The sequence below is a fragment of the Actinosynnema sp. ALI-1.44 genome (assembly GCF_001984155.1).
GTDB lineage: Bacteria > Actinomycetota > Actinomycetes > Mycobacteriales > Pseudonocardiaceae > Kibdelosporangium.
In genome coordinates, this window is sequence record NZ_MTQO01000046.1 from 125,857 (window position 1) to 144,734 (window position 18,878).

20 protein-coding genes are annotated in these 18,878 nt (G+C 69.8%); 14 read left to right on the forward strand and 6 right to left on the reverse strand.

Features of this window, described 5'->3' with window-relative positions; genetic code table 11:
- The first annotated feature begins 12 nt into the window (after positions 1–12).
- The 7 genes from ALI144C_RS23290 to ALI144C_RS23320 all read left to right on the forward strand — a co-directional run bounded on the left by ALI144C_RS23290 (position 13) and on the right by ALI144C_RS23320 (position 6,341).
- Entirely contained in the window at positions 13–1,035 is a 1,023-nt protein-coding gene (locus ALI144C_RS23290; RefSeq protein ID WP_076989266.1) for an L-erythro-3,5-diaminohexanoate dehydrogenase, read from the forward strand.
- The gene (locus tag ALI144C_RS23295; RefSeq protein ID WP_076989267.1) at positions 1,032–2,606 is read left to right on the forward strand and encodes an amidohydrolase; all 1,575 of its coding nucleotides are present in this window, start codon (positions 1,032–1,034) and stop codon (positions 2,604–2,606) included. The genes ALI144C_RS23290 and ALI144C_RS23295 overlap by 4 nt, the downstream gene beginning before the upstream one ends.
- Before the next feature lie 4 nt (positions 2,607–2,610).
- Positions 2,611–4,188, forward strand: coding sequence for a lysine 5,6-aminomutase subunit alpha (locus ALI144C_RS23300; protein ID WP_076989268.1), 1,578 nt, complete (start codon positions 2,611–2,613; stop codon positions 4,186–4,188).
- Positions 4,181–4,936, forward strand: coding sequence for an OAM dimerization domain-containing protein (locus tag ALI144C_RS23305; RefSeq protein WP_076989269.1), 756 nt, complete (start codon positions 4,181–4,183; stop codon positions 4,934–4,936). Before ALI144C_RS23300 ends, ALI144C_RS23305 begins: the two co-directional genes overlap by 8 nt.
- Entirely contained in the window at positions 4,933–5,331 is a 399-nt protein-coding gene (locus ALI144C_RS23310; protein ID WP_076989270.1) for a hotdog domain-containing protein, read from the forward strand. The genes ALI144C_RS23305 and ALI144C_RS23310 overlap by 4 nt, the downstream gene beginning before the upstream one ends.
- Before the next feature lie 64 nt (positions 5,332–5,395).
- Complete coding sequence (locus ALI144C_RS23315) at positions 5,396–6,094, forward strand: 2OG-Fe(II) oxygenase (protein WP_076989271.1); 699 nt, start codon at positions 5,396–5,398, stop codon at positions 6,092–6,094.
- A gap of 34 nt (positions 6,095–6,128) precedes the next feature.
- Entirely contained in the window at positions 6,129–6,341 is a 213-nt protein-coding gene (locus tag ALI144C_RS23320) for a hypothetical protein (RefSeq protein ID WP_076989272.1), read from the forward strand.
- Between the two features lie 14 nt (positions 6,342–6,355).
- On the opposite strand, the gene ALI144C_RS23325 is transcribed toward ALI144C_RS23320, so the two are convergent.
- From ALI144C_RS23325 to ALI144C_RS23335, 3 genes are all read right to left on the reverse strand, one after another.
- Complete coding sequence (locus tag ALI144C_RS23325; RefSeq protein WP_076989273.1) at positions 6,356–7,489, reverse strand: FAD-dependent oxidoreductase; 1,134 nt, start codon at positions 7,487–7,489, stop codon at positions 6,356–6,358.
- Positions 7,490–7,571: 82 nt separating this feature from the next.
- Positions 7,572–8,015: a MarR family winged helix-turn-helix transcriptional regulator gene (locus tag ALI144C_RS23330; RefSeq protein ID WP_076989274.1), complete on the reverse strand. Its 444-nt coding sequence runs from the start codon at positions 8,013–8,015 to the stop codon at positions 7,572–7,574.
- A gap of 45 nt (positions 8,016–8,060) precedes the next feature.
- Complete coding sequence (locus ALI144C_RS23335; protein WP_202819038.1) at positions 8,061–8,531, reverse strand: MarR family winged helix-turn-helix transcriptional regulator; 471 nt, start codon at positions 8,529–8,531, stop codon at positions 8,061–8,063.
- A 65-nt stretch (positions 8,532–8,596) separates the two neighbouring features.
- Here ALI144C_RS23335 and ALI144C_RS23340 point away from each other — a divergent pair, with 65 nt between their 5' ends.
- Genes ALI144C_RS23340 through ALI144C_RS23350 form a run of 3 tightly spaced genes read left to right on the forward strand, consistent with a single transcriptional unit; the run spans position 8,597 to position 11,010 of the window.
- Entirely contained in the window at positions 8,597–9,079 is a 483-nt protein-coding gene (locus ALI144C_RS23340) for a pyridoxamine 5'-phosphate oxidase family protein (RefSeq protein ID WP_076989275.1), read from the forward strand.
- 36 nt (positions 9,080–9,115) lie between these two features.
- Positions 9,116–9,856, forward strand: coding sequence for a nucleotidyltransferase domain-containing protein (locus ALI144C_RS23345; protein WP_076989276.1), 741 nt, complete (start codon positions 9,116–9,118; stop codon positions 9,854–9,856).
- A 20-nt stretch (positions 9,857–9,876) separates the two neighbouring features.
- Positions 9,877–11,010 carry a hypothetical protein gene (locus ALI144C_RS23350; RefSeq protein ID WP_143230813.1) on the forward strand — a complete coding sequence of 378 codons (1,134 nt, stop codon included), beginning with the start codon at positions 9,877–9,879 and terminating at the stop codon, positions 11,008–11,010.
- Here ALI144C_RS23350 and ALI144C_RS23355 read toward each other — a convergent pair.
- The 3 genes from ALI144C_RS23355 to ALI144C_RS23365 all read right to left on the reverse strand — a co-directional run bounded on the left by ALI144C_RS23355 (position 10,977) and on the right by ALI144C_RS23365 (position 14,415).
- Positions 10,977–11,582, reverse strand: a complete 606-nt coding sequence (locus ALI144C_RS23355) for a hypothetical protein (RefSeq protein WP_143230814.1) — start codon at positions 11,580–11,582, stop codon at positions 10,977–10,979. The genes ALI144C_RS23350 and ALI144C_RS23355 overlap by 34 nt on opposite strands.
- A 90-nt stretch (positions 11,583–11,672) precedes the next feature.
- Entirely contained in the window at positions 11,673–12,347 is a 675-nt protein-coding gene (locus tag ALI144C_RS23360; RefSeq protein ID WP_076989279.1) for a response regulator transcription factor, read from the reverse strand.
- Positions 12,340–14,415, reverse strand: coding sequence for a sensor histidine kinase (locus ALI144C_RS23365; protein WP_076989280.1), 2,076 nt, complete (start codon positions 14,413–14,415; stop codon positions 12,340–12,342). The genes ALI144C_RS23360 and ALI144C_RS23365 overlap by 8 nt, the downstream gene beginning before the upstream one ends.
- Before the next feature lie 290 nt (positions 14,416–14,705).
- Here ALI144C_RS23365 and ALI144C_RS23370 point away from each other — a divergent pair, with 290 nt between their 5' ends.
- The 4 genes from ALI144C_RS23370 to ALI144C_RS23385 all read left to right on the forward strand — a co-directional run bounded on the left by ALI144C_RS23370 (position 14,706) and on the right by ALI144C_RS23385 (position 18,806).
- A complete protein-coding gene (locus ALI144C_RS23370; protein ID WP_076989281.1) occupies positions 14,706–15,338 on the forward strand; it encodes a hypothetical protein in 633 nt (210 codons plus the stop codon).
- 175 nt (positions 15,339–15,513) lie between these two features.
- Entirely contained in the window at positions 15,514–17,106 is a 1,593-nt protein-coding gene (lnt, locus tag ALI144C_RS23375) for an apolipoprotein N-acyltransferase (protein WP_237774277.1), read from the forward strand.
- 11 nt (positions 17,107–17,117) lie between these two features.
- Complete coding sequence (locus ALI144C_RS23380; protein ID WP_076989283.1) at positions 17,118–17,873, forward strand: polyprenol monophosphomannose synthase; 756 nt, start codon at positions 17,118–17,120, stop codon at positions 17,871–17,873.
- Between the two features lie 6 nt (positions 17,874–17,879).
- Positions 17,880–18,806: a PLP-dependent cysteine synthase family protein gene (locus ALI144C_RS23385; RefSeq protein WP_076989284.1), complete on the forward strand. Its 927-nt coding sequence runs from the start codon at positions 17,880–17,882 to the stop codon at positions 18,804–18,806.
- Positions 18,807–18,878: the final 72 nt, after the last annotated feature.

Genomic DNA, 18,878 nt, shown 5'->3' on the forward strand with positions numbered 1-18,878 from the left:
TCGGAGGCGTGCATGTCGGTGTACGGACTGCATCGGGTGGTCGAGCCTGTCGGCGTGCTTCCCCAGCAGGCGGATCGGCTGGATGCCGACGCGACACCGCGCCTGGACGAGGTAGTCGTCGACGTCGAGTGCCTGAACCTGGACGCCGCGTCCTTCCGGCAACTGCGGGAGCAGCACGGCGATGGGGACGCGGTCCGCGCCGCCGTGCTGGCGATCGTCGAAACCCGCGGCAAGATGCACAACCCGGTCACCGGCTCCGGCGGCATGCTGCTCGGCACGGTCCGCGAGGCCGGGCCTGAGTCTCCGCTGGGGCTCAAGCGCGGCGACCGGATCGCCACCCTGGTGTCGCTGACCCTGACGCCGCTGCGCATCACCGACGGCCTGGCCAACTGGGACGGCACGAGCGAGCAGGTCCCCTGCGAGGGCACGGCCATCCTGTTCGGCCGGTCGATCGCGGCGGTTCTGCCGGACGACATGCCCGACCGCCTGGCGTTGTCGGTCATGGACGTGTGCGGCGCGCCCGCGCTGACCGACCGCGTGGTCCGGCGGCACGGCAGCCCGTCGGTGCTGGTCATCGGCGGAGGAGGCAAGTCGGGGTCGCTGTCGCTGGCAGCGGCGCGCCGGGCGGGCGCGAGCAAGGTCGTCGCCCTGGTGCCCACCGAGAAGGAAGCCGCGGCCGTCGAAGCGGCCGGGCTCGCGGACGAGGTCGTGATCGCGGACGCCCGCGACCCGGTCGCCGTCGCCGAGGGGGTCGGCGACCAGGTGGACGTGACGATCGTGTGTGTCGACGTGCCCGGCTGCGAGCACGGCGCCGTGCTGGCCACCGCGGACGGGGGGACCATCGTGTTCTTCTCGATGGCCACGTCGTTCGCCGCAGCCGCGCTTGGCGCCGAAGGGCTGGCCGCGGACGTGGAGATGATCATCGGCAACGGGTACGTGCCTGGTCACGCCGCGTTCGCGCTCGACCTGGTGCGCGCCGAGCCAGGGGTCCGCGAGTTGTTCGAAGCGCGCGAACGGCAGACTTCCGGGGCATGACGACGTTGTTGCTGGGCGGCCGGATCCACGCCGCGGGTGCGCCGGACGCCACCGCGATGGCGGTGCAGGACGGCACCGTGGTGTGGGTCGGCCAGGACGGCCCGGCGAAAGCCCTGTACCCGGACGCCGAGGTGGTGCGTCTCGACGGCGCGTTCGTGGCGCCCGCGTTCGTCGACCCGCACGTGCACGCCACCGCGGCCGGGCTGCTGCTGACCGGCCTGGACCTGACCGGCTGCGCGACGACGGCGGACCTGCTCGAAGCGGTCAGGACAGCGGAGGGAAACACGGTCTGGGGCCACGGCTGGGACGAGACAGCCTGGCCGGAAGGCAGGCCGCCGACACGAGCGGAGATCGACGCGGCCGCGGGCGGGAGGCTCGTCTACTTGTCGCGGATCGATGTGCACTCCGCACTGGTGTCGTCGGCGGCCGTGGGCCACGCGCCGGACGCGGTTGGCGCGCAAGGGTGGGATCCGGTCGGGCCGTTGTCCCGCGACGCCCATCACCGCGTCCGGCGCGTGGCCTTGCAGGAGCTGTCGGACCAGCAGCGCCGTGCGGCCACGCTGGCGTTCCTGCGGCACGCGGCGTCGCGCGGCGTGGCGAGCGTGCACGAGTGCGCGGGTCCGGAGATCTCCGGGAAACAGGACCTGACCGACGTCCTGGCCCTGGGCCGCGCCGACGACCTGCCGGACGTGGTGGGCTACTGGGGCGAGGCCGGGGCGATCGAACTGGCGCGGGAACTGGGCCTGCGAGGCCTGGCCGGTGACTTCTTCGTCGACGGCGCCATCGGGTCACGCACCGCCGCGCTGCACCAGCCATATGCCGACGCTGACACCAGCGGGCACCGCTACCTGGAACCCGGTCAGATCGCCGAGCACCTGATCGACTGCACGAACGCCGAACTCCAAGCGGGATTCCACGTGATCGGCGACGCGGCCGTGGCCGCGGTCGTCGACGGCTTCGCCAAAGCGGCGGAAACCGTCGGCCGGGACGCGCTCGCGGCGGCCCGGCACCGCCTCGAACACGTCGAGATGGTCACCGCCGAGCAGGCCGAGCGGCTCGCGTCATGGGGCGTGATCGCCTCGATGCAGCCGATGTTCGACGCCGCGTGGGGCGGTCCGGACGGGATGTACACGCAGCGGCTGGGGGAGCGGGGCACGTCGTTGAACCCGTTCTCGATGCTGGCGCGCAGCGGGGTGGTCCTGGCGTTCGGGTCGGACGCCCCGGTCACGCCCGTGGATCCGTGGCGGTCGGTGCAAGCCGCCGTCCACCACAGGACACCGGGCTCCGGCGTGTCCGCGCGGGCCGCGTTCACCGCGCACACCCGTGGCGGGTGGCGCGCGGCGGGCGTGGACGACGGCGTGACAGGCATGCTCGTGCCCGGCGCCCCGGCCACGTACGCGGTGTGGGAAACCGGTGACCTCGTCGTCGCCGGAAGCGACAGCCGCGTCCAGCGCTGGTCCACCGATCCTCGCTCGGGTGTGCCCGGGCTGCCCGCACTGGACCCGGGCACCGAACTGCCGACGTGCGTGCGCACGGTCCTCAGCGGAAAGACGATCTTCGAGAAGGGGTAGCCGAATGGCTGAACTGCTGAACCTCGACCCCAGCGTCGTGGCCAAGGCTCGGCAGCTCGCGGCGCGCGCGAGCGAACCGGTGATCGCGCTGGCCAAGGCGCACACTACGGTCGCGGTCGAGCGCGCGACGCTCCGGCTCGCGGGCATCACCGGCGCGGACACCGCGCACCGCGCCGGGGACGTCCCGTGGGTCAACCGGGTCGTCGACACCATCCGTGACCACTGCGGGCTGGAACACGGCTCCGTCCTGCCCGCGTTCCACGCCTTGCGGGAACACGACTTCACGTCGCTGACCGAACTCGCCGAGGCGACCGCGGCCGGGCAGGTCCAGTACACGGTCCCCACCGGCAGGGACGCCGATCGGGCCCACAAGCTGGCTCGTACCGCCGTCGGCAAGGGACTCAGGACTGTCGACCGCAACCGGGCCCAGCGCGACAAGCTGATCGCCCGGTTCGGCGATCCGGCGCAGCGGCCGTGGATCTACCTGATCGTCGCCACCGGCGACATCGACGAGGACGTGATCCAGGCGGGCAACGCCGCACGGGCGGGTGCCGACATCATCGCCGTGATCCGCTCGACCGGTCAGTCCCTTTTGGACTACGTGCCGGAAGGCGCGACGCACCACGGGTTCGCGGGCACGTACGCCACCCAGGAGAACTTCCGGATCATGCGGGCCGCGCTGGACGACGTGTCCAAAGAGGTCGGCCGCTACATCCGGCTGACCAACTACGCCTCCGGCCTGTGCATGCCCGAGATCGCCGTGCTCGGCGGGCTGCAGCGGCTGGACATGATGCTCAACGACTCGATGTACGGCATCCTGTTCCGCGACATCAACCCGATCCGCACGTTCGTCGACCAGCGGTTCTCCCGCCAGGTGCACGCCCGCGCCGGGATCATCATCAACACCGGCGAGGACAACTACCTCACCACGGCCGACGCGGTCGACGCCGCACACACCGTCACCGTCTCCCAGCTGCTCAACGAGCACTTCGCCCACGAGGCCGGGTTGCCGGACCCGCTGCTGGGCCTCGGACACGCGTTCGAGATCAACCCGGACATCCCCGACTCGTTCCGGCTGGAGCTGGCGCACGCGTTGCTCGCGCGGGAGCTGTTCCCGGACGCGCCGCTGAAGTGGATGCCGCCGACCAAGCACATGACCGGCGACGTGTTCAACGGGCACCTGCTGGACGGGTTCTTCAACCTCGCCGGTGTCCTCACCGGACAGTCGATCCTGCTCGTCGGCATGATGACCGAGGCCGTGGTCACGCCGTTCCTGTCCGACCGCGACCTGGCGCTGGCCAACGTGCGGTACGTGCTCAACGCGGCAGGCAGCCTGCGTGAGGACTTCCGGCCCGCACCGGACGGCTTCATCGTCAAACGCGCGCACCAGGTCCTCGGCGAGGCGGTCGACCTGCTGGAGCGGATCGTGGACGACGGGCTGCTCAACGCGATCGCCGACGGCACGTTCGGGCTGATGAAACGCCCGCCGACCGGCGGGAAGGGCGCCGACGGCGTGATCGAGAAAACCGGCGGTTACCGCAACCCGGCCACGGACCTGCTGGAGGAGGGCCAGAATGACTGAGAAGGAAAAGCGCCACGTCCGGCCGTACGGGGACACGACCGGTGACGGCATGATCCAGACGTCGTTCACGTTGCCCGTACCCCACGGCCCCCGCGCCGACGGCGCCGCGCTGCAGCTGGCGAACAAGATGGGCATGGACCCGGCGATGGTCGTGCACTCCAAGCCGATCGGCCCGGACTTCACGTTCTTCGTGGTCTACGGCTCGGTCAAGCACATCGTGGACCTGGCCGAGGTCCGTGTGGTGGAACGGGAGTACCCGATGCTGTCACCGACCGAGGTGAACTCGACGGTGAAACGGAACCTGCGCCGCAAGATGGTCGTGGTCGGCGGCTGCATCGGCACGGACGCCCACACGGTCGGCATCGACGCGATCCTGAACATCAAGGGCTTCGCGGGGGAGAAGGGCCTGGAGTACTACCGCGAGCTGCGCGTGGTGAACCTCGGCGCCCAGGTCTCGGTGCCGGAGCTGGTGAAACGGTCCCGTGCGGAGAAGGCCGACGCGGTCCTGGTGTCCCAGGTGGTCACGCAGCGCGACGCGCACATCCTCAACACGCAGGAGATGTCGGCGGCGTTCCGCGAGGCGATGGGGGAGCGGCGGCCGCTGCTGATCGCGGGCGGCCCGCGGTTCGACCCGCTGATGGCGGGGGAACTGGGCGTCGACCGCGTTTTCGGCCGTGGTACGACTCCCGGTGAAGTGGCGAGCTTTTTGGTGCACGCGATGCGGCGGAAGACAGGAGCGGGAGTTTGAGCGGAGCGTTGGTCGAGGGATTCGCGGTCACCCAGCGGCGGTACGTGCCGCACTCGCACGCCCACTACGGCGGCAGCCTGGTGGACGGCGCGTACGGCCTCGGCATGTTCGGGGACGTGGCCACGGAGATGATGATCTGGACCGACGGCGACGAAGGCCTGTTCGCGGGCTACTCGAACGTCGAGTTCCTCGCGCCGGTCCAGGCCGGTGACGTGATCGAGGCGACCGGCACGATCGTGCGGATCGGCAACCGGTCACGGGAGATCGTGTTCGAGGCGCGGGTCGTGTGCCGGGCGAACCCCGACCGGGGACCGTCGGCGGCGGACGTGCTCGACCCGCCGATCCCGGTCACCCGTGCCCAGGGGACTGTCGTGGTACCGCAGACTGTCGTGTAGGTCGTGTGACAGCGCTGTCCGATACCCGCCAGCGGTCTGGCGGGTATCGCGTCAGGCTGGGGACATGCGATCTGTGTCCACAGCCGACTGGTCCGCGCTCACCGATGAGGTGAACACCTACGGGTGCGCGCTGACTCCCCGGATCCTGACCGCCGACCAGTGCCAGTCGATCGCGGCGCTGTACGACGACGCCGCCCAGTTCCGGTCCACAATAGACATGGAGCGCTACCGCTTCGGCGCCGGTCAGTACCGGTACTTCAGGTCCCCCTTCCCGAAACTGGTCGCGCGGCTGCGGGAGGCCTTCTACCCGCACCTGCTGCCGATCGCCCGCGACTGGGCCGCGAAGCTCGGCCAGCCCGCGCCGTGGCCGGACGAGTTGGCCGAGTGGATCGACATGTGCCACCGGGCCGGGCAGACCAAGCCCACGCCGATCCTGTTGCGCTACCAGAAGGGCGACTGGAACGCCCTGCACCGCGACCTGTACGGCGACCTGGTGTTCCCGCTGCAGGTGGTGATCGGCCTGAACGTGCCGGGCGAGGACCACACCGGCGGCGAGTTCATGCTCGTCGAACAGCGGCCCCGCGCCCAATCCCGTGGCATGGCAACGCTTCTGCCGCAGGGACACGGGTTGGTCTTCACTACGAGGGATCGTCCGGTCCGCTCGGTCCGCGGCTGGTCGGCCTCGCCGGTGCGGCACGGCGTGAGCGTGGTCCGCTCCGGCATCCGGCACACCCTCGGCCTGGTCTTCCACGACGCGTCCTGAGTGGACTCGGGGTTGCCGGACGACGTCGACGTGGGTGCCGAACCTGGTGCTGCGGCTGACCGTCGGCTTCGTGGTCTTCAGCGGCGCGTTGGTCACGACGATCGCGCCGCCGCTGTGGGACAAGTACTCGAACCTGTGGGACTTCCCGAGCAATTTTCGCTACTCCGCCGAGTGGCTGCTGCTCGGCGTCCTGGCCTGGCTGGTGTGTGTCGGCGCCGGAGGCCGGGGCGTGGTGCCACCGCGGTGATCCGGGTCGGCCGATCAGGAGGCCGAGCCGCCTGCGCTGAGCATGCCGATCAGATCCTTGGCCGGGTCCTCGCTGTGCATGATCTTGTAGTACTCGGCGCCGTCCAACGCTTCCCGGGTGCTGCGCGGGAACATGGCCTGCTCGTATTCGGTGATGGCGGCTTCGACGTCGTCGGGATGCGCGGCGATGGCCTGGCCGAGTTCGGCGCCGTCGAGCATGGCGAGGTTGGCGCCTTCGCCATTGGGCGCGGTGACGTGGGCGGCGTCGCCGACGAGCGTCACTCCGGGCACCCGGTCCCACCGGTGGCCGATGGGCAGCGTGAAGTGGGGGCGGTGGATGACCCCGGTGTCGCCGTCGGTGATCAACGCGGTCAGTTCCGGTGCCCAGCCGTCGAACTCCCGCGCGATCCGGGCGGCGGCCGCGTCGGCGTCGCTGAAGTCGATGGCAGCGAACCACTCCAGTGGCTCGGCGAGCATGACGTACGTGTGCAGGGTGTCGCCGCGCTCACGGTGCGCCTGGATTCCCTTGCCCCGCATCGGCGCGCCCATGGACCCACCGCCGACTGCCTGGGCGGTGGCCGGGTGCCGCGTGTCGGCCTCGTACAGGTAGGTCTCGATGAACGAGGTGCCGGCGTACTCGGGTGTGGCGGTGGACAGCAGTGGCCGTACCCGGGACCAGGTGCCGTCCGCGCCGACGAGCAGGTTCGTGACGATGGTGGTGCCGTTGGCGAAGGCCACCTCGTACTGGCCGTCGCCGGAGGCGCGTGTGCTGGTGACCTTGTGATCCCACCGGACGGTGTCGGCCGGAAGCGCGTCCAGCAGCATCTGCCGCAGTTCACCGCGTTGCACTTCGGGCCGTCCACCGGTGCCGTCGTCACCCTTGTCGAACAGGACGGTGCCGTCCCTGTCAAGGATGCGCATGGCCTGGCGGCCTTCCAGGATGAGGCTGTCGAACTCGTCGACCAGGTCCGCGGCCTTGATGGCGAGCTGGCCGTTGTAGTCGTGGATGTCGAGCATCCCGCCCTGTGCACGGGCCGCGGGTGAGGGCTCCGCCTCGTAGACCGTGGACGGGATGCCGTTGACGTGCAGGACGCGGGCCAGCGTGAGACCGCCGAGCCCGGCGCCGATGATCGTGACATGGGTGTTCATGGTGGTGCGTCCTTTTCCGGGCAGGCTCCGTCGCGCGGCGGCGAACGGCCGACGCGGCTGGGGAACTGGTGTGGATGTGCGGTCAGGACCGCGTGGGTCGCGGGAGTTCCGCGGTGATCTTCGTGAGCAGTGCGCGTAGTGTTGCCCGTTCGTCCTGGTCCAGCGGGGCCAGGATCGTGTCCTCGACGGCGGTCATCACGCTGTCGAACCCGGCGATGAGCTCGACGGCGACCGGTGTCGCGTACACGCGTTTGCTGCGTTCGTTGCCGCCCTCCGTGCGGCGCTCGACAAGGCCGCGGCGTTCGAGCCCTTGCAGGAGGCTCGAGACGCTCGCCGCACTCGTGCGGGTGATCTCGGCGATGTCGCGCTGGATCGAACCGGGGTGCTGGACCAGGTAGCCGAGCGCGAAACTCTGCTCGTGGCTGAGCTCCCGCTCCCGCATCCAGTCCTCGCCCGCTTTTCGCTGAGCCCATCCGATCCCGCGCATCAGGTCGAGCGTGGAGAACTCAGGCAGCGCCGCATCCATAGTTAGAACTCTAATGGTTAGAGTTCTAACTGTCAACGAGTGGTGTCAAGGACGCAGGCGGCGCTCGGTGAGCGCGGCGACGGCGCCGGTGGCCTCGGCGAGGTGGTGGATCTGGTCGAGGAAGGCCGGGGCGCCGGGGCCGAGTGTCGCCCTGAGCCCGCGGTTGACCTCCGCGCGGGCACGGCGACTGGCGTAGATGGCCTCCCAGCCCCGGGAGGTGAGGTCGACCAGCCTGATCCGCTGGTCGCCCGAGGACGCGGTACGGGTGACGTAACCCTTGCGCTCCATCTCGATGACGGTCTTGGACACGCCCTGTGCGGAGATGCCCAGTTTGTCCGCGAGTTCGCCGATCGTCACAGGGCCATGCTGCAGATGTTGGACCAGGAACCCGTCCGATGGGCGCAAGTCGCCGAAGCCCGCTTGGGCGAGTGTGGCCGTCACCTGTGCCTGGGTTGTCGCGGACAGTGCGGCGAAGAGCAGCACCAAGTCCTCACTTAGGGGCTCGGGCGCGGTCACCTCTTCAGCCTCCGATATGAAACCATGGTTGAGCAACTTGGGTTGAACATCCACGGAGGTGCGCGGTGGTTGCCGGAAAGCCAGTCACGCTCGACGCGGTGACCGAGGATCTCGCCGAGATCGTCACCCGGATCATCTGGAGCACGGTCTCGACGACCGATCGGCTCGGTCGTCCGCGAACCCGGGTCATGCACCCGGTCTGGGAAATCACCGCGGAGTCCGTGGTCGGGTTCGTCGGCACCCGCCGGACGCCGGTGAAGGTCGCGCACATCGCCCGTTCGCCGTGGGTGACCTGCGCGTACTGGTCGCCCGACCACGACGCCGCGTTCGTGGATTGCCATGTGACCTGGGTCGGGTCGGAGGCGTGGGACCGCCTCGCGGCCGGTTACGACCCGACCACCCTGTGGCCCGACGGTCCCTCGTCGCCGGACTTCGCCGCGTGGCAGTTGCGGCCGTATCGCATCCAGATCATCCGCGGTGCCGACGTGGCCAAGGGCCTTCCCACCTCCCTGTGGACTGCGGACACGACTACGGATGTGGTGAATTAACCAGTGACGAAATAACCACAGCCTAGGCTGGAGATCGTGGGGCAGACGCCACCGGTCGTCGAGGAGTTCGCTGCGACGCTGGCAGAACTCGGCTGGATCAGCGACGTCCTCGTCGCGGGGTCGCTGGCCACCGGCGACTACGTTCCCGGCGTGAGCGACCTGGACCTGGTGGCCATCACGGACGGGCCGGTGGACGAACACCGGCAGGCGGCGCTCGCGGCGATCCACCGCGATATCGATGCGAACGCCGATCCCGGCCTCAACCTTGGTTGCGTCTACGTCGACGCGGCGGCGCTCCTCGACGTCGGGACGAAACACCCGACGTGGACCCACGGCCTGCTCGCCCAGCGCATCCTTTCGGGCGTCACCAGGGCGGAACTCGTACGCCACGGCTATGCGGTTCGTGGCCGTTCGCCGCAGGAGGTGCTGCCAGGTGTCAGCGACGACGACGTCCGTGCCGCGGCCAGGGCCGAGTTGAGCGGGTACTGGGCGTGGGCCGTGCGACGCCCGTGGATGTGGTTGAACCCGGCGCTCTCGGATCTGGGCCTCACCTCGATGGCACGCGCCCGCCACGCGTTGCGGACCGGCACGCTCCTCACGAAAAGTGACGCGGTCGAACAGGCCGATGCCCCCGGATGGCTGATCGAGCAGCTACGGGCCCGCCGCCGAGGTGGCGAGCTGACCTCGCCACGGCTGCGAACAGCCCTGATCGCGTGGCGCGACGCGCGCCGTACGGTCGGCTCGGTTAACTCTCCTGGGCCTGGATTGTCGGAATAGTTGTCCATACTCTGCTTGATATGAACAGTCCGTATGTGACTGGTCATTGGAAACCGCTGGTGGCCGGGCGTGCGTTACCAGCTGACCTCGCCGATCACGCCTCGCCACGGCGCCCCGCCGGTGTAGCCGGGGCGTTGCTCAACCGCATGTTCGTGTATGCCAGCCCGGCGCAGGCCTTGGCGCTCCAGCCGTATGTCAGCTCCGAGCACGGAGGTTTCGTTCTGCACGGCGCCCGGGGCGGTGTTGCCACGGACCGTCCGGTGCTGATCGATCCCGCTGCGTATGAGAAGCACGTCGCCACGCCCGACGCGCCGTTCCTGCTCCCCACCGGTGGTGGTCTGCTGTCGATCGGTCTGCCGGAACTGCTCGACGACCAGTTGGCGGCCGGGGCGATCGCGGCGATCACGCCGACCAAGTTCATCGCCGCGGGTGACACGGAGTCGCTGAAGGCGGCGGCCCGTCAAGTCGCGCAACTGGGCCGTCAGGACGTGCTGTTGCTTGCTCCGCTGGACATCTCCCTGGTGGGCCGGGCCCACATCGACGAGGTCATCGCGATTCTGGCCGACGCGGGCTGCCCGGTCGCGCTGGTGCTGGGCAGGCGGTTCGGATCGCTCGCGCAGACCGCGGACCGCGTGGTCCCGTACATCCGGCATCTGCGGCTGCTCGCGGCCACGGTCGACCTGATGCCGCTGCGGACGGACCTCACCGCCTTCGACCTGGTCGCGCACGGGGCGTTCGCCGGTGCTCTGCGCGGCGGGGGGCCGGTTCGCCGGACCGCGGACGCGTCGCCGGACGTGCTGGTCCCGGAGTTCATGGCGTGGTGGAAGGCCAGCGAACTGGTGGACCTGTTCGGCGCTCGGGAGAACTTGGCCCCGCGGTGTCCCTGCGTCGTGTGCGACGACCAGCGCCTGACACGGTTGGTCAGGGCGCACCACGCGGAAGAAGCCATGTGTCACGCGGTCGCGACCTGGGGTTCGTACGCGGGGGACATGCTGGGGCAGCAGACCATGCGGGGGCGGGCGGAGTACTGGCGCAACCTGTGCCGCAACGCGGTCGGCTACCACGCCATGTTCACGCAGCACCTGCGACGTGTGCGGCCACTCGTGCCACACAAGTCGATTCACGCGTGGGCGACGCTGCCGCCCTGGACGTGATGCCGGTAGACGCGTTCGCAGAACCGCCACCACGCGACCGTCGGCTGCCAGTCGGGCAACGGTTCGGGTTCCAGCACGATCGCGGGCGACGCGGGCGGTCCGACCGCGACCCCGATGCCGTACCAGGAGGCCTCGGCGATGGCTTCGTCCGCGTTGGCGGGCAGCTCGTCGATGACGAACATCCGGGGCAGGTAGGACGCGAACTCCGACGCGTCGGCCAGGCCGTCACGCCACTGCGACGCGTACACCACCGCCAGGACCGGGGTGAGCACCGGCGTGAGGACCCTGGTCACGGCCGTGGCGGAGAAGCGCACCACGCCACCGGGTGCTTTCCGCAGGACACGCAGATCCGGCCCGCTGATCGACGAGACCGGCACCGGCGCGTTCGCCGGGAGGTCCATCAGGACGTCGAGCAGTTCCAGGTTGTCCACCTGGCGGAGCCCGGCCGCCTGGCGTCGTTCGTGCTCGGCCTGGTGCGTGCTGTGCACGATGGTGGCCCTGGTGCCGAAGACGCGCACGCTCGTGGAGTCCGTGGCTCGGTGTGAGAAACGGGTCCGAGGGGCGGTGTGCACCGGGCGATCCTTCCTTACCGACTGCCGGACGGTGCCCATCGGGTGCGGGGCACAGGTGTATCGAACACCTGTTCTACCTGATGTGCAACGTCACTCGGAAGGGCGCTCCCGCAGGAACGCGAGGACGGCCGCGACCCGGCGGTGCACCGGTTGTTCGGCGAGTTCGAGTTTGGTGAAGATGGAGTTGACGTGTTTCTCCACAGTGGACGCGGACAGGTGCACGGCCTGCTCGATGCCCGCGTTGGTCTTGCCCTGGGCCATCTCCCTGAGCACGTCGAGTTCGCGTGGGGTGAGGGTGGCCAAGGGGGAGTCGGCGGTGCGGGTGCGCCGGGTGACGAGTGCTTCGACGACGAGCGGGTCGACCACCGAACCGCCCTGCGCGACCTCGCGCAGGGCACGGACCAGGTCCTCGACGTCGTCGAGCCGGTCCTTGAGCAGGTAGGCGAGGCCGGCGGTGCCGTCACGGAACAGCGCGAGGGCGTAGCTCGCGTCGGTGTGCTGGGACAGCACCGCGACGCCGGTGCCGGGGTGTTCGGCCCGGATCGCGTGCGCGGCGTCGATGCCTTCCATGTGGTGACTCGGCGGCATGCGGATATCGGTGAGCACCGCGTCCGGGCGGAGCCTGCGGACGGCGTCGCGCAGTTCGTCGGCGGTGCCGACAGCGGCGAGCACGTCCACGGCGCCGGAGTCCTCGAGGAGTCTGCGGGTGCCTTCCCGCACGAGATAGTTGTCCTCGGCGAGCACCACTCGGAGCCGCTCAGCCATTGTGCGCCTGGACGGGGAGTTCGGCGCACACCCTGGTGCCCGCGCCGGGAACGCTGTCCACCCGGACGCGGCCGCCGAGTGCCTCCACGCGGTCTCGCAGGTTGGTCAGTCCGTTGCCGCCGCTGCCGTCCGGGCCGAGGCCGACGCCGTCGTCACGCACCCGCACCGCCACCTTTCCGTCCTGTGTGGACAAGTCGATGTGGGCCGTGGCCGCCTCGGCGTGTTTGACCACGTTGGTCAGTGCCTCGCAGATCACGAAGTAGGCCGCGCCTTCGATCTCGGTGCCGAGGCGTTGATCGTAGAGCGCCGGTTCGGCGTGGACGTGCACCTCCAGCGGCATCCGGTCGGCCCGTGCCTGCACCGCGGCCACCAGTCCCTGGTCGCTGAGCACCGGCGGGTGGATGCCGTGGGCCAGTTCGCGCAGATCGGTGAGCAGTTCCCTGGCGTCGTGCTGCAGCTCGTCGAGGACGTTGTCGGCGGACCGGTCACCGCGGGCCAGTTGGTTGCGGGCCAGCCGCAGCTTCATGATCAGGGCGACGACGTGTTGCTGTGCGCCGTCGTGGATGTTGCGTTCGATCCTGCGGCGTTCGGTGTCCTGTGCCGCGACGATCCTGCTGCGGGACCGCGCCAGTTCGGTGACCTGCTCGGCGAGTTGGGTGGTGAGCTGGACGTTGGCGATCGCGGTTGCGGCCTGCGCGGCGAGGGTGTCCAGCAGTTCGCGGTCGCCCGGCTGGTAGCCGCCGGATCTGGGACCGCATTCGATGTGGCCGACGACCTCGCCGCCGCGTTCGAGCCCGACCCGGAGCGCCGCGACGTCCGGCCCGGCCGTGGACCCGGCGACCACCACGACGTTGGGCAGCGTCACCCGGACCCACTCCGCGGCCAGTCCGCGCCACACCGTGTCGGCCAGGTGCGGCAGCAGTTCGCCCAGGTCCACCGCCTGTTCGAGGCGGGCGCCGAACGCGGTCAGCAGCTGGTAGCGGTTCACCCGTTCGCCGAACACGAGCCGGTCGGCCAGCCGTTCGAGCACGCGGCGCAAGGGGTGGAAAACGGCGGCCGCGACGATGGTCAGCGCCACGGCCAGTTCCACCGGGACGGTGTTGCCCAGCGCGAGCCCCGGCGCGGCGGCCAGTGCGAGGTACAGCGCCGCGATGCCGAGCGACAGCACTCCGTAGGTGACAGAACGGCGGACCACCAGGTCGATGTCGTACAGCCGGTGCCGCACGATCGCGATCACGATGACGACCGGGAACAGCGACAACAGGATGGCCAGGACCGCGGTCAGCAACCGGTACCACAAGGGGTTCCCGTCGCCGTACCACGGCGAAAGCACGGTGTAGCCCAGGAAGAACGGGCTGGTGGCGCCCAGCAGGTACACCACGAGCCGCATCCGTGCCCGGCGGGCGCGGTCGGCTTGTACGAAGCGTGCGGTCAGGACCAGGACCAGGATCGCGGAGCAAAGATAGCCAGGCAGCAGCACCTGGAGCGGTTCGGCGAGCCAGGCCAGCCACGGCACCGCGAACGGATTGACCACCTCCGGCGGTGGCACAGCCAGATAGGGCTTGAGCAGGTACGGCTCGTCGGTCGAGGTGGGGGTGGCGAGCAGCAGGATCGGCGGTATCGCCAGTTGCAGCCACACTGCCCGCAGTACCCAGCGCTGCCAGTTCCGCTCGACGGTTCCTTCCGGAAACGATGCGAGCGCCAGCGCGATGGTGATCGCCGTCAGGGTGAAGGCGAACTGGAAGACCGTGTTCGCCAGCCAGAACCATGGCCCCTGGTCGGCGGCTCGCAGGAGTCCGGCGAGCGCGAGAGCGACCGGTGTGACCGTACCCGTGACCAGCATCCGGCGGGCCTGCGGGTGGTCCGGGCGCTTGATCGCGACCCATGTCCCGACGACGTAACCGGGTATGACGCCGAAGGCCAGCCAGCCGAACGGTCCGAGCGCTTCGTGCGGGCCGTGGACGAACGTGGCGTGCCCTTCGACCACCGCACGCCAGCCCGACACCAGCAGCCCTGCGCCGCCGAGTGACACCAGGGCGTACAGGGTGATCCTGGACCAGTTGGACACGGGAAAATTGTCGGCCGTGGCAGACCGGCTCGTCCACGTGGTGGGCCACGCACCTGCCCCGGGGTTGGCTTCTAGTACGCCGTGCGACCACGCCACGTTCCGGCCGAGGCGCGTCATCCCTAACGTCACTCACCGTGATGGCGCGGTATCGAGTCGACGGAGGTGGAGAATGATCGTGCGACAGGGGAGTTCGCGGTTCCTGTTCACCGTTTCGGCACTCTGGGGCCTGCGGTGGCTGACCGGTCGCCGTCCGGGGTCGCCGCCCGGGTCACGGTCGGTCCGGGATTCCGGTGGACCCGGAGTACCGGTCGATCGTCGTCATCGACATGGCCGGGTCGGGCTGGTGGGACGACCTCGCCCAACTGCGCGCCAGGGCCGCGCTGGACGAGATGGTCCGTGCCGCGTTCCGTGCCGCGGACATCGCCTGGCACACGCTCGTGGTGGAGGACCGCGGCGACGGCATGATCATGCTCGTGCCGCCCACGGTGTCCAAGGTCGACGTGCTCGACCGGGTGGTCCCGTCGTTGACGACAGCCCTGTACGAGCACAATTCGATGACCGCGCAGACGCTCCGGATCAGGCTGCGGGTGGCGGTGCACGCGGGCGAAGTCCTGCGTGGCCGTGCGGGATGGGTCGGCAACGACCTCAACCTCGCCTTCCGCCTGGTCAACAGCGGACCGCTCTACCGGGAACTCGCGCGCCGCCGGGACGCGGACATGGCGGTGATCGTCTCCGACGTGATCCACCAGGCCGTGGTCCGGCACGGCCACCGCGGCATCAACCCCGCCGAGTACTTCCCGGTGCACGTGGCCGTCAAGGAGGTCGAGGGGCGTGCCTGGGTGCACACCCCCTGTCTGACGGGCCGGGTCGTCAGGCGGCGTCGAACAGGATCTTCAGCAGCTCGTCCGGGACGTCTCGCATGACGTTGTGCCTGCTTTCCACGGCGTGTGCCGATCGGCGCTGACCTGTGCCAATGGCCGTATTCTCACCCTCCAGGTGTGCTTGAGGTTGAGGGTGAACTCGAGGTTGAGAGTCGTCCGTACCGAGCTGCGGCATGGCCGTCACGGAGCGTTCACGGCACAGCCGTAGGCTGACGGGGTGATCGCGGCCCCCGTATCGCCCGAACCGAGCCCCGGCGGGCGCCCGGTTTCGCTCGTGCGGCGGTATGCGGTGATCTGGCGTGTTCTCGCGGCACTGGCCGCCGGGGGACTGCTGTGCCTGAGCTTCCCGCCGCGGACCACGTGGTGGCTGGCGGTCGTCGCGTTCGCGTTGTTCGCCGCGGTCATCCGCGGCAGGCGGGCCAGGGCCGGTTTCGGGTACGGCTTCCTGTTCGGGCTGGCGTTCTTCATGACGTCGCTGTACTGGCTGCAGAACTTCCTCGGCGAGGGCTTCGGGCCGGCGCCGTGGGTCGGGCTGTCGGCGGTGCTGGCGTTGTTCGTCGCGCTGGCCGGGGCCGGGATGGCCGTCGTCAGCACCTTGCCGGGCGGTCCGCTGTGGATGGCCGCGGTGTTCGTCGTCGCCGAGGCGACCAGGTCGCGGTTCCCGTTCGGTGGTTTTCCCTGGTCGCGGGTGGGATTCGGGCAACCGGACGGGTGGTACCTGCCGCTGGCGGCGCTGGGCGGCGCGCCACTGGTGACCTTCGCCGTGGTGCTCACTGGATGCGCGGTCGCCCAGTTCGTGGCCCAGTTCACGGCTCGGCGGCGGGTAGCCCCGGCGTTGCTGGCAGTCGCTCCGCTGGCGGTCGCGTTCGCGACGCTGCCGTTCGTCGGCACGGACGCGCAGAACGGCACGATCACCGTCGCCGTCGTGCAGGGCAACGCGCCCGAGGGACTGGGTGCACTGGGATCCGGCAACGAGATGCGCCGCAACCACATCGAGCGCGGCGAGCAGTTGGCGCGGGACATCAAGGCGGGCCGGGTGCCCAGGCCCGACGTTGTGCTCATGCCCGAGACGTTCACCGACCTCAGCCGGAACGCCGCCAACGACACCCAGCTCAACCGCATGGTGGAGGACCTCGGGGTGCCCGTGCTGGTCGGGGCGCGCCAGCGCCAGGCCGACGGCAGCGACCAGAACGTGATGATCGTCTGGGATCCGCGCTCCGGGCCCGGCCAGGAGTACGCCAAGAGCAAGCTCGTGCCGTTCGGGGAGTTCGTCCCGATCCGCCCGGTCGCGCGGATGTTCACGCCGTTCGTCGACGGACAGGTCGACATGCGGCCCGGCACCCAGCCGCCGGTGCTCACCGCGGCCGGGACCACGCTCGGCGTGGGCATCTGCTTCGAGGTCGCCTACGACGACGTGCTGACCGAGGCGGTCAGGGACGGCGCCGAGGTGCTCACCGTGCCGACCAACAACAACTGGTACGGCCGCACCGAGATGAGCTACCAGCAGTTGGCCATGTCCCGGGTGCGGGCCGTCGAACACGGGCGCGCGGTGGTGGTGTCGGCCACAACAGGCGTCAGCGCGATCGTGCAACCGGACGGATCTGTCACCCGTCAGACTGAGTTGTACACCGCGGACACGCTGGTGGCCGCCGTGCCCAAAAGGTCGACCGTTACCCTGGCTACCCGGATCGGCGCCTGGCCGGAGGGGGTCATGGTCGTCGGCGGCCTCGCGGCGTTGCTGTGGGCCATCGGTTCGCGGATCCAGCAGCGTCGGGTCGGTACGGACTCGGGCCGGACAGAACAGGACTAGGAGAGGAACGTATGGCGGAGCTCGAGCCGGTGCTTGTGGTGATCCCGACGTACAACGAGAAGGACAACATCACACCGATCATCACCCGGCTGCACGCCGCGCTGCCCAAGGCACACGTCCTGGTGGTCGACGACGGCAGCCCGGACGGCACGGGGGAGATCGTCGACAAGCTCGCCGCGGCGGACGAGCGGGTGCACGTCATGCACCGCACCGAGAAGGCCGGCCTCGGCGCCGCCTACGTCGCCGGGTTCGGCTGGGCGCTGGAGCGCGACTACAACGTCATCGTCGAGATGGACGCGGACGGCTCACACGCGCCGGAGGACCTGCCCCGCGTGATCGACGCGCTGCACGACTCGGACCTGGCGATCGGCTCGCGGTACGTGCCCGGCGGCAAGACCGTGAACTGGCCCAAGCGCCGCTGGGTGCTGTCCAAGATGGCCAACGTGTACTCGCGGATGTGGCTGGGCGCCAAGGTCAATGACATGACCGCGGGGTTCCGCGCGTTCCGCCGCCCGGTGCTGGAAAAGCTCAAGCTGCACAACGTCGCCTCGGCGGGCTACTGCTTCCAGATCGACCTGACGTGGCGCACCCTCGAGTCCGGGTTCACCATCTCCGAGGTGCCGATCACGTTCACCGAGCGCGAGATCGGCGTGTCCAAGATGGACGGCGCGATCGTCCGCGAGGCGCTGTGGCGCGTGTTCAAGTGGGGTGTGCGGGTGCGCGGCAACCAGCTGAAGTCGGTGGTCAAGGGCGGCAAGTCCAGCTGACGGGCGATGGCCGAGCAGGGCTTGCTCGCCGGGATCGGCTGGACCCGTGCCGTGCGGGTGGACGGGCTGACCGGTGACGCCGACGCCGAGGTGTGGCTGAAGCTCGAAGCGGCCAACCCGACCGGCTCGTACAAGGACCGGATGGCGCTCGCGATGATCCGCGGCGCCGAGCACACCGGCCGGTTGCGGCCGGGGCAGATCGTGGTCGAGGCGACCGGTGGCAGTACCGGTGCCTCGCTCGCGTTGGTGTGCGCGGTGACCAGGCACCCGCTGCGGCTGGTCACCTCGGACGCGTTCGCGGCGGAGAAGCTGTCGGCCATGCGCGCGTTCGGTGCCGAGGTCGACCTGGTGACCAGCCCGCCGGGCGGGTTCCGGCCCGAGCTGTGGCCGCAGCTGATCGAACTGGCCAGGCTGGTCGCCGACCAGGTGGACGGGTTCGCCACCGACCAGTTCCACAACCCGGACGTGATCAACGCCTACAAGCCGCTCGGCTACGAGGTGGCCGCCCAGGTCCCCGGACGGATCGACGCGTTCTGCGTGTCGGTGGGCACCGGCGGCTGCCTGATCGGCGCGGGCCGGGCGTTGCGGCAGCGGTTCCCGTCGATGCTGCGGGTGGCGGTGGAGCCCGCCGAGTCGCCGGTGCTGTCCGGGGGACAGGCGGGCACGCACCGCATCGAGGGCATGGGAATCGGCTTCTGGCCGCCGCTGCTGGAGTCCTACGACTTCGACGAGGTGATCGCGGTGTCCACCGACGAGGCCCGGGACATGGCTCGGGTGGCGGCCGCGGAGCACGGCTTGTTCTCCGGCCCGTCCACCGGGGCGAATCTGGTGGCAGCCGCACGGCTCGCACGGCGGCTGGGCCGTGGGCACCGCGTACTGACAGTGCAGGTCGACAGCGGCCTGAAGTACCTGTCGTGTGGTTTGTTCGAATAGTCGTCCGGAAAGTCGTCACTCCCCGGAGTGGCACGGTTCCCCCACGGATGTCGTCCCACTAAAGTTGGGTCA